Annotated in this window: 16 protein-coding genes; 4 read left to right on the forward strand and 12 right to left on the reverse strand. The window is 72.2% G+C overall.

Annotated features, from left to right (window positions below):
• From MQP27_RS05540 to MQP27_RS05570, 7 genes are all read right to left on the reverse strand, one after another.
• Entirely contained in the window at positions 1 to 903 is a 903-nt protein-coding gene (locus MQP27_RS05540; RefSeq protein WP_242761796.1) for a LysR family transcriptional regulator, read from the reverse strand.
• A 43-nt stretch (positions 904 to 946) separates the two neighbouring features.
• Entirely contained in the window at positions 947 to 2,194 is a 1,248-nt protein-coding gene (locus tag MQP27_RS05545) for a glycine C-acetyltransferase (protein ID WP_242761798.1), read from the reverse strand.
• 36 nt (positions 2,195 to 2,230) lie between these two features.
• Positions 2,231 to 3,259 carry an L-threonine 3-dehydrogenase gene (gene tdh / locus MQP27_RS05550; protein WP_242761800.1) on the reverse strand — a complete coding sequence of 343 codons (1,029 nt, stop codon included), beginning with the start codon at positions 3,257 to 3,259 and terminating at the stop codon, positions 2,231 to 2,233.
• Between the two features lie 172 nt (positions 3,260 to 3,431).
• Positions 3,432 to 4,616 (reverse strand): Gfo/Idh/MocA family protein, encoded by a 1,185-nt coding sequence (locus MQP27_RS05555; protein ID WP_242761802.1) that lies wholly within the window; start codon positions 4,614 to 4,616, stop codon positions 3,432 to 3,434.
• The gene (locus tag MQP27_RS05560) at positions 4,613 to 5,026 is read right to left on the reverse strand and encodes a YybH family protein (protein WP_242761804.1); all 414 of its coding nucleotides are present in this window, start codon (positions 5,024 to 5,026) and stop codon (positions 4,613 to 4,615) included. Before MQP27_RS05560 ends, MQP27_RS05555 begins: the two co-directional genes overlap by 4 nt.
• A 32-nt stretch (positions 5,027 to 5,058) precedes the next feature.
• Positions 5,059 to 5,772 (reverse strand): SDR family NAD(P)-dependent oxidoreductase, encoded by a 714-nt coding sequence (locus MQP27_RS05565; protein ID WP_242761806.1) that lies wholly within the window; start codon positions 5,770 to 5,772, stop codon positions 5,059 to 5,061.
• 129 nt (positions 5,773 to 5,901) lie between these two features.
• Entirely contained in the window at positions 5,902 to 6,864 is a 963-nt protein-coding gene (locus MQP27_RS05570; RefSeq protein ID WP_278195733.1) for a LysR family transcriptional regulator, read from the reverse strand.
• A 107-nt stretch (positions 6,865 to 6,971) separates the two neighbouring features.
• Here MQP27_RS05570 and MQP27_RS05575 point away from each other — a divergent pair, with 107 nt between their 5' ends.
• From MQP27_RS05575 to MQP27_RS05590, 4 genes are all read left to right on the forward strand, one after another.
• Complete coding sequence (locus tag MQP27_RS05575) at positions 6,972 to 7,262, forward strand: muconolactone Delta-isomerase family protein (protein ID WP_242761810.1); 291 nt, start codon at positions 6,972 to 6,974, stop codon at positions 7,260 to 7,262.
• Between the two features lie 56 nt (positions 7,263 to 7,318).
• A complete protein-coding gene (locus MQP27_RS05580) occupies positions 7,319 to 8,485 on the forward strand; it encodes a YbfB/YjiJ family MFS transporter (RefSeq protein WP_242763575.1) in 1,167 nt (388 codons plus the stop codon).
• Positions 8,486 to 8,498: 13 nt separating this feature from the next.
• Positions 8,499 to 9,104, forward strand: a complete 606-nt coding sequence (locus tag MQP27_RS05585) for a GOLPH3/VPS74 family protein (RefSeq protein ID WP_242761812.1) — start codon at positions 8,499 to 8,501, stop codon at positions 9,102 to 9,104.
• 70 nt (positions 9,105 to 9,174) lie between these two features.
• A complete protein-coding gene (locus tag MQP27_RS05590; protein WP_242761814.1) occupies positions 9,175 to 9,588 on the forward strand; it encodes a cytidine/deoxycytidylate deaminase family protein in 414 nt (137 codons plus the stop codon).
• Here MQP27_RS05590 and MQP27_RS05595 read toward each other — a convergent pair.
• From MQP27_RS05595 to MQP27_RS05615, 5 genes are read right to left on the reverse strand one after another with little or no spacing between them, the layout of a single operon-like run.
• Positions 9,585 to 10,178, reverse strand: a complete 594-nt coding sequence (locus tag MQP27_RS05595; protein WP_242761818.1) for a TetR/AcrR family transcriptional regulator — start codon at positions 10,176 to 10,178, stop codon at positions 9,585 to 9,587. The genes MQP27_RS05590 and MQP27_RS05595 overlap by 4 nt on opposite strands.
• A gap of 54 nt (positions 10,179 to 10,232) precedes the next feature.
• A complete protein-coding gene (locus tag MQP27_RS05600; protein WP_242761820.1) occupies positions 10,233 to 10,814 on the reverse strand; it encodes a GAF domain-containing protein in 582 nt (193 codons plus the stop codon).
• 55 nt (positions 10,815 to 10,869) lie between these two features.
• Complete coding sequence (locus MQP27_RS05605) at positions 10,870 to 11,469, reverse strand: GTP-binding protein (RefSeq protein WP_242761822.1); 600 nt, start codon at positions 11,467 to 11,469, stop codon at positions 10,870 to 10,872.
• Positions 11,447 to 11,818, reverse strand: a complete 372-nt coding sequence (locus tag MQP27_RS05610; RefSeq protein WP_242761823.1) for a DUF742 domain-containing protein — start codon at positions 11,816 to 11,818, stop codon at positions 11,447 to 11,449. Before MQP27_RS05610 ends, MQP27_RS05605 begins: the two co-directional genes overlap by 23 nt.
• A gap of 2 nt (positions 11,819 to 11,820) precedes the next feature.
• Entirely contained in the window at positions 11,821 to 12,255 is a 435-nt protein-coding gene (locus MQP27_RS05615) for a roadblock/LC7 domain-containing protein (protein WP_242761824.1), read from the reverse strand.
• Between the last annotated feature and the right edge of the window lie 12 nt (positions 12,256 to 12,267).

Below are 12,267 nucleotides of genomic sequence, written 5' to 3' on the forward strand. Positions count from 1 at the left end.
CTACACCCCCGCCGCCTCCCCCAGCGCCCCCAACACCTGCCGGATCAGCGGATGCCCCTCCGCCCCACGCCGCACCGCCGCGAACACCCGGCGTGTGGGCGCCACCCCGTCCACCGGGCGTACCACCACACCCGTGAGGTCCACGCCGCGCAGTGCCGAGCGCGGCACCAGTGCCACTCCCGCGCCTGCCGAGGCGAGGGCGATCACTGCGTGGAAGTCGTCCGAGGAGTGTTCGAGGCGGGGCTGGAAACCCGCGTTCTCGCAGGCCAGGACCACCACGTCATGGCAGGGGTTGCCGGGGTACGGGCCGATCCACGCGTCCTTGGCCAGTTCCGCCAGCGGCACCTCGTTCGCGTCCGCCAGCCGGTGCCCCACCGGTACGACCGCCTCGAACGGCTCGGCGTACAGCGGGACATGGGTCAGGCGAGGGTCGTCGGCCGGCGGCGCCCCCCGGTACTCCACCGCGACCGCGACATCGACCTGCCGGTCCAGCACCATCGGCAGGCTCGCGTCCCCCTCCGCGTCCTGGACCCGGATCCGGATCCCCGGCGAGGTCGAGGCGAGCCGGGCCACCGCGGGCGCGACGACCAGCGCGATGCCGGTCGCGAAGGAGGCGACCGTGACCACGCCGGCCGCACCCGAGCCGTACGCCGCCAGTTCCGCCTCCGCCCGCTCCAGCTGGGCCAGGACCGCGTTGGTGTGCCCGAGCAGGATCTCGCCGGCCGGAGTCAGCCGTACCCCCTTCGCACCGCGCTCCACCAGGCGGTGGCCCGTCTCCTGCTCCAGGGCCGTGAGCTGCTGGGAGACCGCGGACGGGGTGAGATACAGCGCGGCGGCAGCCGCCGTCACCGTGCGATGGTCCGCCACCGCCCGGAGGATGTGCAGCCGCCGCGCTTCGATCATGGGATCGATTGTCTCAAATGCCCCGTGTGCCGAAGCCCGCGCCTCAGCCCGCCGTCTCGGCCCCCGCCGCCGTCTCGGCCCGCACCGTCGGCTCGGCCTCCGTCGCCAGCTCGGCCCGCGCCGCCACGAACGCGTCCACGGCGCGGTTCACGTCCTCCGTGGAGTGCGCCGCGGACAGCTGGACCCGGATGCGGGCCTGGCCCTGCGGCACGACCGGGTACGAGAAGCCGATCACGTACACGCCCCGCTCCAGCAGCAGCTCCGCCAGCCGCCCGGCGACCGCCGCGTCGCCGATCATCACCGGCGCGATCGCGTGGTCGCCGGGAAGGATCTCGAAGCCCTCCTCCGTCATACGGCGCCGGAAGAGCGTGGTGTTCGCGGCCAGCTTCTCCCGCAGATCCCCCGCCGACTCCAGCAGGTCCAGCACCTTCAGGGACGCCGCCGCGATCACCGGGGCGAGCGTGTTCGAGAAGAGGTACGGGCGGGAGCGCTGGCGCAGCAGGGCGACGATCTCGGCGCGGGCGGCCACGTAACCGCCGGACGCGCCGCCGAGGGCCTTGCCCAGCGTGCCGGTGATGATGTCGACGCGGTCCATGACGCCATGCAGCTCGGGGGTGCCGCGGCCGCCGGGGCCGACGAAGCCGACCGCGTGGGAGTCGTCGACCATGACCATGGCGTCGTAACGGTCGGCGAGGTCGCAGATCTCGCGCAGGGGCGCCACATAGCCGTCCATGGAGAACACGCCGTCGGTCACGATCAGTCGGCGGCGGGCATCCGACGCGTCCTTCAACTGGCGTTCCAGATCGGCGAGATCACGGTTGGCGTAGCGGAAGCGGCGGGCCTTGGACAGGCGGATGCCGTCGATGATCGACGCGTGGTTCAGCGCGTCGGAGATCACCGCGTCCTCCGGGCCCAACAGGGTCTCGAAAACACCCCCGTTGGCGTCGAAGCAGGAGGAGTACAGGATCGTGTCCTCCTGGCCGAGGAACGCCGACAGGCGGGCCTCCAGCTCCTTGTGCACCTCCTGCGTGCCGCAGATGAAGCGGACGGACGCCATGCCGTAGCCCCAGCGGTCCAGTGCCTGATGCGCTGCGGCGACGACCTCGGGGTGGTCGGCGAGGCCCAGGTAGTTGTTGGCGCAGAAGTTGAGGACCTCGCCGGGGCGACCGCCCGCGGTGACGTTCACGGTCGCGGACTGCGGGGTGCCGATGACCCGCTCGGGCTTGTGCAGGCCGGCGGCGCGGATCTCGTCGAGGGTGGCGCGCAGATCGTCGCGCACGGAGTCGAACATCAGGGAAGCTCCTAAGAAACCTTCGGCGAAAGGGAGTTACGCGGTCCAGTCGAGGATGACCTTGCCGCCGCGGCCGCTCGCCGCGTCGGAGAAGGCCGCCTCGAAGTCGCGGTGGCCGTACCGGCCGGTGATCACGGGCGAGAGGTCGAGGCCGCCTTCCAGCAGGACCGACATCGCGTACCAGGTCTCGAACATCTCACGGCCGTAGATGCCCTTGATGGTGATCATGGAGGTGACGATCCGTGCCCAGTCGACCGGGAACTCGGCGGACGGCAGGCCCAGCATGGCGATACGGCCGCCGTGGGTCATGTTGGCGATCATGTCGCGCATCGCCTCGGGCCGGCCGGACATCTCCAGGCCGATGTCGAAGCCCTCGCGCAGCCCCAACTCCCGCTGTCCGTCGGCGATCTGATGCTCCGCCACATTCAGGGCCAGGCTCACGCCGACCTTGCGGGCCAGCTCCAGGCGCTCCTCGCTGACGTCGGTGACCACGACGTTGCGGGCGCCCGCGTGCCGGGCGACGGCGGCGGCCATCAGGCCGATCGGGCCGGCGCCGGTGATCAGCACGTCCTCGCCGACCAGCGGGAAGGAGAGGGCGGTGTGGACGGCGTTGCCGAACGGGTCGAAGATCGCCGCCACGTCCAGGTCCACGGGGACGCGGTGCACCCACGCGTTGGACGCGGGCAGGGCGACGTACTCCGCGAAGGCCCCGTCCCGGCCGACGCCGAGCCCGACGGTGGCCCGGCACAGATGGCGGCGTCCGGCGAGGCAGTTGCGGCACTTGCCGCAGACCAGGTGGCCCTCGCCGCTGACCCGGTCGCCGACGGCGATGTCCGTGACGTCCCGCCCGGTCTCCATGACCTCCCCGACGAACTCGTGCCCGATCACCAGCGGGGCGCTGATCGCCTGCCGCGCCCAGCCGTCCCAGGCCCGGATGTGCAGGTCGGTGCCGCAGATGCCGGTGCGCAGCACCTTGATGAGTACGTCGCCCGGTCCGACGACGGGCTCCGGGACGTCCGCGAGCCACAGCCCGGGTTCCGCCTTCTCCTTGACCAGCGCCTTCAACGCTACGGCTCCTGTGCGTGAGGTCCCGGCCGCGGGCACGCCGAAGCTGCCCGCGGCCGGGGAGGGGGGTGGAATCGACTAGCAATCTGCCGTACCCGCAGCCCCAGGTCCATCGAGCTTTTCTTAAGCCACGCCGCAGCTCCGCTTCACACCGGCCACCCCTGGCTCCGCTTCACGCCCGCTGCCCCCGCTCGAAGTAGCCGGCCAGCTCCGCGTCCAGCGGCGGCACCTCCCGTACGGCACCGCCCGCGCGCAGTGACCGGGTCGCCTCGAACCCGGCCGCGACCGCCATCCGCGCGGCCACCGGCGAGGTGTCGGTGGGCCCGCCGTCGCGTACGAAGCGCAGGAACTCGTCGATGATCAGCGGATCGGCGCCGCCGTGCTCGGCGTCCTCGGTCACCTCCGGCACCGGGTACTCGGCGTCGGGCTCGGCCCGGTAGCCGGAGCGCCGGGAGTTCCAGACGCGCACCACTCCGCCGGGCCCGTCGCCGAAGTTCTCCAGGCGGCCGGCGTCGCCGATGACGGTGTAGTTGCGCCAGTAGTCGGGGGTGAAGTGGCACTGCTGGTAGGCCGCCAACACCCCGTTGTCCAGGCGCATGTTGACCAGTGACACGTCCTCGACGTCGATGACGGGGTTGAGGGCCCGCTGGGTGTGCGGCGGCCAATGGCCGTCCTTCGTGTACCAGTCGGCGGTCTTGGGCTCGCCCGGCGCCCGGCGGTGCGGGTTGTCGCCGTACACCATGAGGTCGCCGAAGGCCTGCACCTGGCGTGTGTAGCCGCCGGCCAGCCAGTGCAGCACGTCGATGTCGTGGGCGCCCTTCTGGAGCAACAGGCTTGTGGTGTACCGGCGTTCGGCGTGCCAGTCCTTGAAGTACCAGTCGCCGCCGTAGCCGACGAAGTGGCGGACCCAGACGGTCTTGACGGTTCCGATGTCGCCGCGGGTGACGAGGTCGCGCATCAGGCGGACCACCGGCATGTGGCGCATGTTGTGGCCGACGTAGAGGCGGGTGCCGGTCTCGCGGGCGGTGCGCAGGATGTCGTCGCAGCGGTCGACGGTGATGTCGAGGGGTTTCTCGACGAAGACGGGCCGGCCCGCGCGCAGGGCGGCGCGGGCGAGGTCGGCGTGGGTGTGGTCCGGGGTAAGGACGAGGACGGCGTCGACGTCCGGGGCGTCGATCACCTCGCGGTGGTCGTCGACCGTGCGCACCCCGGGGATGTCGGCGGCGGCCCGCTCCCGCCGCTCCGGATCAGGGTCGGCGACGACGGTCACGCGCGCTCCCCCGCCGGGCCGGTGGGCGAGCCGGGCGAGGGAGCCGCGCAGTCCGTGGCCGAGGACACCGAGGCGCAGATCGGTCATGGCGGACCTTTCCGTAGCGGGCGCCTCGGGTGGCGGGCCTGGTCGAGGCGGGAGACCTGATAGTGACTGATGTACCAGTCGTCGCCCACGCGGCTCAGCAGGACCGCGAGCTTGACGGGCAGTACGGGCCGGTCCGTGAAGGAGAACTCGACGTCCAGATAGCCGAGGACGAGACCGTCGGCCGGGCGCCTGGTCTCCAGGATGCGGTACGACGCCGTCATGCCGGGCGGCTGGGAGTCGTAGTACTCGGCGATGCCCTGCCGTCCGACGCTGTAGGGGTGCAGCCCCTGGAAGATCGCGTCCTCGGTGAACCGGGCGGCGACGCGCGCGGGTTCGTGGGCGTCGACGCCGGCCTTCCACTCGTCGAGGACCGCGGTCAGAAGCGCCTTGTCGTCCGTGGTGGTGGTCATGTCCGCTCCTCGGTGCGTGATGTGACGGCCTGTCAGTGTCCGGCGCTCATACCGCCGTCGACGTGCAGGATCTCTCCGGTGACGAACGGCGCCGTCTCCAGGAAGAGCACCGCGTCGACGATGTCGGCCACTTCGCCCATCCGGCCGACCGGGTGCAGGGCGGCGAGGAAGTCGTGGGTCTCCGGCGCGTGCATGGGAGTCCTGATGGTGCCGGGCGACACCGCGTTGACGCGGACGCCCCGGGTGGCGTACTCGATGGCGAGGGACTTGGTGGCGGCCTGCAGGCCACCCTTGGTCAGCGAGGCGAGGACGGACGGGACGCGGGAGTCCGCGGCGTCGACCAGGCTGGTGGTGACGCTGACGACGTGGCCGCCGCCCTGGGCGAGCAGGTGGGGCAGGGCCCGCTGGGTGAGGCGGAAGAATCCGGCGACGTTGACGCCGGTCACGGTGGCGTAGTCCTCGGCCGTGTAGTCGGTGAAGGGCTTGGCGACGAAGACGCCCGCGTTGTTGACCACGGTGTCGATACGGCCGAAACGCTCCACGGCGGCCGTAACGACCCGCTCGGCGGTCGCCGGGTCGGCGATGTCGCCCTGCACGGTGAGGACGTCGGCGTCGTCCGCGGGGGCGATGGTGCGCGAGGTGGCGACGACGGCGTGGCCGAGCTTGCGGTAGCCCTCGACGAGGGCGGCGCCGATGCCCTGCGAGGCGCCGGTGACGATCGCGACCTTCTGGTTCTGCGTGCTCATGGTGGCCTGCTCCCAAGTGGGTGACCGGTCACTAGCCGACCGGTCGACTATTTGGAAGGTAGGTCAGCCCCGGCAGGGGCGGAAGGATCGGCTTTCTCCCGCGTGGAAGGCGCGGGCTCCCAGCCCAGGTCAGCCGGTGGATCGCGTACCGGCCGCCGGAGGTCGGCCCTGGATCGCGTGCGGGTCGTCGGCCGGGAGCCAGGCGTCCGGGTCGTGGATGCCGAGGTCGCCGACGCCGTCGCTCAGGGCGTCGACGGCGGCGAGCACGCCGGGGCGGTCCTCGTCCGCGCGCCGGACCAGGGACCAGGTCCAGTAGATCCTCGGCTCGACGATCTCGCGGCGGACCAGGTCGGGCGGGAGCGGAGTGGTCTGTCCCTTGGGGGAGTTGAGGACGGGTCGGGTGCAGCGGCGGACGTGGTCGAAGAAGGCGGGGCCGGTGACGGCGCCGTCGGAGATGCGGACCTCGCGGGCGCCGGTGACCTGGGTGACCTCTTCGGCGTAGGCGTTCCAGGACGCCCAGGAGGTGATGTCGTCGTCGATGAGGACGTCGGTGTCCCGGGCCCGGACGTCGCTCGTGTCGGTGCCCTTGGCGACGGCGTACAGCCGGTCGGCGCCGATCAGCCGAGCCCGCAGCCCGAGCCGTGCGAGATCCTCGTTGCGCAGCCAGCACACGGCGAGGTCCAGGCTGCCGTCGGCGACCCGGGCGGCCTGGGTGTGGGAGGGCGCGACCCAGGCGTCGACGTGCACCCGGGCCACCGCGGCCGTGCGTGAAGTGAGGTCCGGCGGCAGCCAGTTGACGTAGCCGAGCCGTACGGACTGCGAGCCGGAGAGGCGGCCCGCCCGGCGCTTGAGGTCGTCGGCCCGCTCCAGCAGGGCGCGGGTGTGCGGGAGGAGGTCGGCGCCGGCCGGGGTGAGGGAGACCGAGCGGCGGTCCCGGTCGAAGAGCCGGACACCGAGGTCCCGTTCGAGGGCCTTGATCTGCTGGGAGAGCGAGGGACCCGCGATGAGCAGCCGCTCGGCGGCCCGCCCGAAGTTGAGCTCCTCGGCGACCGCGACGAAGTACCGCAGCTGACGCAGTTCCACGCGCGCCATCGTACGCGCTGGGAGGCTCGGCCTATCAGCAGCGAGGAAGCCGGTCGTGGCATCACCCCTGGTGACGGGCGCACGATGGGGCCGTCGAACGACGAAGGGAGCGCGTCATGCGAGAGTTCCTGGTCGAGATCACCACCACCGTCCCCGAGGGGACCGGTCAGGACGAGGTCGACCGGCGCCGGGCCGCCGAGGCGGTGCGCGCGAGAGAGCTGGCCGCCGGCGGCAATCTGGTCCGACTGTGGCGCCCCGTGGGCGAGTTGCGCAGCATCGGCGTCTGGCGGGCCGCCGACGAGGAGGAGCTGACCGAGAAGGTGCTCGGCACGCTGCCGCTGCGCCCGTGGATGACCCTCACCGTCACCCCGCTGGAGTCCCATCCCAACGACCCGGGCCGGATGTGAGCGCTTCCTCCCCCTGGTCGCATGTCGCCCGGGCCGCCGCCGCGCTTGCCGCGGGCATGGGCGTCGGCCGCTTCGTCTACACCCCGATCCTGCCCCTCATGCACAACCGGGCGGGCCTGTCCGCCGGCGCCGGGGCGAACCTTGCCACCGCCAACTACGTCGGCTATCTGGTCGGCGCGCTGGCGGGCATCCTCTCCCCCGCGCTGGTCCGCTCGCGTGCCGTCCTGCGTGGCTCCCTGCTCCTGCTGACGGCGACGCTCACCGCGATGCCCCTCACCCGCGACACCGCGACATGGGAGGTGCTGCGCCTGCTGGCGGGCGCGGCCAGTGCCCTGGTCTTCGTCGTCGCGGCCGGCTCCCTCATGCACCATCTGCGCGAACACCCGCCGCACCTGTCGGGCTGGGCGTTCGGCGGTGTGGGCGGCGGCATCGCGCTGTCCGGGCTGCTCGTCCTGGCGCTGCGCCCGGTCGGCGACTGGCGGGCCGCCTGGTGGGCGTCGGCCGCGCTCGCCGCACTGCTCACGGCCGGCTCCTGGAACCTGCGCCCGGAGGACGCCCCCGCCACCGAGGTGTCCGGGGCCACCGGGAAGCTCCGCACCCGCCGCTGGTTCGGCGCGCTGTTCGTCAGCTACACCCTGGAGGGCGTCGGCTACATCGTCGCCGGGACCTTCCTGGTCGCGGCCATCGGCCAGGGCTCCCCCGGCTGGGTCGGCGGCGGCGCCTGGGTGCTGGTCGGGCTGGCCGCCGTACCGTCGTCGGCGCTGTGGGCCCGGCTGGGGCGGCACTGGTCGCGCCCCGGGCTGCTGCTCACCGCGCTGGTGGTGCAGGCCGCCGGGATCGCGCTGCCCGCGCTCGTCGGCGGGACGGCCGCCGCGCTGCTGTCCGCGGTGCTGTTCGGCGCCACGTTCCTGGGTGTGAGCACGCTGGCCCTGGCCACCGGGGCGCACCTGCGCTTCCCGCGCTCGGTCGCCCTGCTGACCGCCGGGTACTCCGTCGGCCAGATCCTCGGCCCACTGGTCGTCGCCCCGCTGCTCCACCACGGCTACCGCGGGGCCCTGCTCCTGGCCGCCCTCGTGGTCCTGGCCGCGGCCACGGCCGCCGCCGTGCTGCGGATCGGCTTCCCGCACCACATGGTCGTAGTACGACACACGAAACCCGAAAGGCGGCGAGAATCGAGCGAGGGCGTCGATCCCGACGCGCTCGCCCCGCACTCGGCCGACTGATGTGGAGCCGCTCATGACCACCGCACGGGACCTCGCGATCGTCGCCCTGGACATCCCGGCCGGCAAACCGGTGGAACAGGGCGACCTGTCGCTCGCACTCGCCGGGGCCGAGGTGTTCGACCTCGTCGAGGCCCGGGCCCTCGTCCTCGACGGCGACCGCATCGTGCCGAACGCCCAAGCCCCCACGGGCGACCGCCTGTTGGACGAGGCCGCCGGGGCGCTCGTACGACAGGAGCCGTACGAGTCGGTGGAGGACTGGCTGTGGCGCCGGGGACGCGGGCTGTCCGCGGCCTATGTCGACGACCTGGAGCGGATCGGGCTGACGGCCCGGCCGCGGGGCCGCCGGATTCCGCTGCTCGGCGGTCGCGCGGAGCTGGTCGACTCGCCGGCCCGCCGCGAGGCCGAGGACCGCTGGACGGCCGCCGAGCCCGTCCTGCTCGCCCTGGCCTCGGCCGCCGGTATCGGCGACGAACCACCCGTGGACACCCCGGAGTTGACCACCGACACCGCCGCGACGGTGCTGGCGGCGGTGGGCGACGCGGTGATGGAACTGGAGGCCGTACGGCAGCGCAAGGCGATCGAGGACGCGGCCTTCGACAACGTCTGGCGCGGCTACTAGGGCGGTTATTCGCTTGCGTGTCCTCGTCGCACGGGTGATCGTCGGCTGACACCCGACGAAGGCGGAGATGATGACCACGCAGTCCCACCCCGTGGACCACGAACTCGTCGAGGCCGCGGCCGAGGTCGCGCGCACGCGCTGCCGGGGCGACAACCACACCATGGCGGCCGCGGCGCGCGCCGACGACGGCCGGATCATCACCGCGGTGAACGCCTACCACTTCACGGGCGGGCCCTGCGCCGAGATGGTCGTCATCGGCGCGGCGGCCGCCCAGGGCGCCTATCAGTTGGACACGATCGTCGCCGTCGGGGACCGCGACCGCGGGGTCGTCCCTCCGTGCGGCCGGTGCCGCCAGGTCCTGCTCGACTACTTCCCCGCCGTCAAGGTCGTCGTCGGGCAGGGCGACCGCGTCCGGGCCGTCCCCGTCGCCGCCCTGCTGCCCGAGAGCTACGTCTGGGCGGACCACCAGGTCGAGGACGACTAGGAAGCGCCCAGCAGAGCACGGCAGTTGGCCCAGAGCGGACCGAGGCGCTGCGGGCTGTTGTAGAGCTTCGCGAACATCACCTGGCCCTCCAGCTGAGCCACCACCGCCCGCGCCGCCTCCCGGGTGTCCGCGACCCCGACCTCACCGCGCTCGCGGGCCTGGGCGACGACCGCCTCGACCATGTCGACCTGCGCCTCGAAGATCTCCTGCAGCCGCGCGCGAACGGCCTCGGTCTGATTGCTCAGCTCCAGGGTGAGGTTGCCGAACAGACAGCCGGACACACTGCCGCAGCCCTCCTGCACCGCCCGCTGCCCGGCCTCCGTCTCCACGAACAACTCCCGCAGCCGCTCCAGGGGTTCGGCGTCCGAGCCGAGCACACGCGCCCAGTCGCTCCGCTGCGCCGCCCAGTGCTCGTCCACGACCGCGAGCGCCAGGGACTCCTTGGACTCGAAGAAGTAGTAGAAGCTCCCCTTCGGCACCCCGGCCGCCTTGCAGATCTCGGCCACGCCCAGCGCCGAGTAGCCGCGCTGCTCGATCAGCGAGCGGGCGGCCCCGAGGATCTTCTCCTTGGCGTCGCTGGTACGTCCCATGTCGCGAGTGTACGGAGGTACTAGACCGGTCGGCTAGCGATGGGGCGCCCGCGGTCACAGCAGCGGGAGCCCGTCCGCCTCCCGTCGCTCGAGCCGGGCCACCAGCTCCGCCGCCGACGCCTTGATGGTCTCCAGACCCGCCCTGCCCCAGGGCCGCGGCTCCACGTCGACCACGCACAACGTGCCGAGCACCATCCCCGTGCTGTCGATGAGCGGGGCGCCCAGATAGGAGCGGATGCCGAACTCGTCGACGACCGGGTTGCCCGCGAACCGCGGGTAGTCGCAGACGTCCTCCAGGACCAGCGCCTTGCGCCGGACCACCACATGCGGGCAGAAGCCGTGGTCACGGGCGAGTTCGCGGCCCATCTCCGGCCTGCTCCCGTCGGGTTTCACGACGGGCAACGGCACGCCCGGGAGGTGCAGGCCCGCGAAGAACTGCCGGTTCTCGTCGATGAAGTTGACCATGGCGTACGGCGCACCGGTCACCTCGGCGAGCCGGTCCGCGTAGGCGTCCAGGTCGGGGTCCGGGTGTTCGCCCAGGTGCAGTTGGCCGAGGCGGCGGGTGCGGGCGGGGGCCTCCTTGTCCTCCGGGGTGAGCAGCAGTCGGCCGGCCGGACGCGAGGGGTCGTACCTCATGGGCGGTCGCTGTGGACGTCGGTCATATATCAACTCCGTGGCGGGTGTGCGGGGTTCACATGTGGGCACCGTGGCTCGGCGCATGGGCCGGGGCGTGGGCGATGAGATGGCGTACGAGGGTGAGCAGGGTCTGGACGCCGGAGCTGGAGATCCGGGCGTCGCAGCGCACGACCGGGATCTCCGGGGCGAGGTCGATGGCGGCCCGCACCTCCTCGGGGTCGTAGCGGTACGAGCCGTCGAACTCGTTGATGGCGACGATGAAGCCGAGGCCGCGCTGCTCGAAGAAGTCGACGGCCGCGAAGCACTCCTCCAGGCGCCGGGTGTCGGCGAGGATGACCGCGCCGAGCGCGCCCTCGGAGAGTTCGTCCCACATGAACCAGAACCGCTCCTGTCCGGGCGTGCCGAACAGGTACAGCACATGTTCCGGATCCAGGGTGATGCGGCCGAAGTCCATGGCCACCGTCGTCTCGACCTTGTTCTCGATCCCGTCGAGGGAGTCGGTCGCGGCGCTGACCGTGGTGAGCAGCTCCTCCGTGCTGAGCGGCGCGATCTCGCTGACCGCGCCCACGAAGGTCGTCTTGCCTACTCCGAAGCCTCCCGCGACCAGGATCTTGAGTGCGGTGGGGAAGGGGTCAGAGCTGTCGTCGTAGTCCATCGAGCACTGCCTCCAGTAGGGCCCGGTCAGTCGGGTTGTGGTGGAACTCGGGTGGCTTGGTGGTGAGCGCCCCGCAGTCGACGAGGTCCGACAGCAGCACCTTGGTGACCACCGCCGGCAGCTTCAGATGGGCGGCGACCTCGGCGACCGAGACGGGTGCGCGGCACAGGTCGAGCGCCTGCTGGTGCTCGGGGCCGAGGTAGCCGAGGGGCGTGGCGCCGGTGGCCATCACATGCGACAGGAGGTCGAGGGCGATGGTCGGCCGGGTGCGGCCGTTGCTGACCGTGAAGGGGCGCACGAGCCGTCCGGCCGCGTCGTCGAGCCAGGGCCCGTCGCCGGCCGCCGCCACGCTCAAGGCCTCATCGCCGTGGGTTCGACGGCATGCTGTCGGGGTGCGGTCACCAGGTACGGGCGGACGCTCTTGACCAGCATGGCCATCTCGTAGCCGAGGACGGCCGCGTCGGCCTCGCGACCGGCCAGCACGGCGAGACAGGTGCCGGAGCCCGCGGTGGTCACGAACAGCAGGGTCGAGTCGAGTTCGACGACGACCTGGCGCACGTCGCCGCCGTCGCCGAAGCGGACGCCGGCGCTGCGGCCGAGTGAGTACAGGCCGGAGGCCAGCGCGGCCATGTGGTCGGCGCTGTCCGCGTCGAGGCCGTGGACCGACTTCACGAGCCCGTCGCAGGACAGGAGTACCGCGCTGGTCGTGTGCGGTACGCGCTGCACGAGGCCGCTCATCAGCCAGTCGAGATCGGATACATGGCCGGTCGGCGCATCGCTCGCCATGGTGGATCGACT

Origin of the sequence: Streptomyces cylindrosporus (genome assembly GCF_022698165.1) — a bacterium.
GTDB lineage: Bacteria > Actinomycetota > Actinomycetes > Streptomycetales > Streptomycetaceae > Streptomyces > Streptomyces cylindrosporus.

Excerpts from the sequence above, each read along its gene's own strand:
- MQP27_RS05540 (WP_242761796.1), bottom strand. The coding sequence starts at position 903 with ATGATCGAAGCGCGGCGGCTGCACATCCTCCGGGCGGTGGCGGACCAT.
- MQP27_RS05545 (WP_242761798.1), bottom strand. The coding sequence starts at position 2,194 with ATGTTCGACTCCGTGCGCGACGATCTGCGCGCCACCCTCGACGAGATC.
- MQP27_RS05555 (WP_242761802.1), bottom strand. The coding sequence starts at position 4,616 with ATGACCGATCTGCGCCTCGGTGTCCTCGGCCACGGACTGCGCGGCTCC.
- MQP27_RS05560 (WP_242761804.1), bottom strand. The coding sequence starts at position 5,026 with ATGACCACCACCACGGACGACAAGGCGCTTCTGACCGCGGTCCTCGAC.
- MQP27_RS05565 (WP_242761806.1), bottom strand. The coding sequence starts at position 5,772 with ATGAGCACGCAGAACCAGAAGGTCGCGATCGTCACCGGCGCCTCGCAG.
- MQP27_RS05570 (WP_278195733.1), bottom strand. The coding sequence starts at position 6,864 with ATGGCGCGCGTGGAACTGCGTCAGCTGCGGTACTTCGTCGCGGTCGCC.
- MQP27_RS05575 (WP_242761810.1), top strand. The coding sequence starts at position 6,972 with ATGCGAGAGTTCCTGGTCGAGATCACCACCACCGTCCCCGAGGGGACC.
- MQP27_RS05580 (WP_242763575.1), top strand. The coding sequence starts at position 7,319 with ATGGGCGTCGGCCGCTTCGTCTACACCCCGATCCTGCCCCTCATGCAC.
- MQP27_RS05585 (WP_242761812.1), top strand. The coding sequence starts at position 8,499 with ATGACCACCGCACGGGACCTCGCGATCGTCGCCCTGGACATCCCGGCC.
- MQP27_RS05590 (WP_242761814.1), top strand. The coding sequence starts at position 9,175 with ATGACCACGCAGTCCCACCCCGTGGACCACGAACTCGTCGAGGCCGCG.
- MQP27_RS05595 (WP_242761818.1), bottom strand. The coding sequence starts at position 10,178 with ATGGGACGTACCAGCGACGCCAAGGAGAAGATCCTCGGGGCCGCCCGC.
- MQP27_RS05600 (WP_242761820.1), bottom strand. The coding sequence starts at position 10,814 with ATGAGGTACGACCCCTCGCGTCCGGCCGGCCGACTGCTGCTCACCCCG.
- MQP27_RS05605 (WP_242761822.1), bottom strand. The coding sequence starts at position 11,469 with ATGGACTACGACGACAGCTCTGACCCCTTCCCCACCGCACTCAAGATC.
- MQP27_RS05615 (WP_242761824.1), bottom strand. The coding sequence starts at position 12,255 with ATGGCGAGCGATGCGCCGACCGGCCATGTATCCGATCTCGACTGGCTG.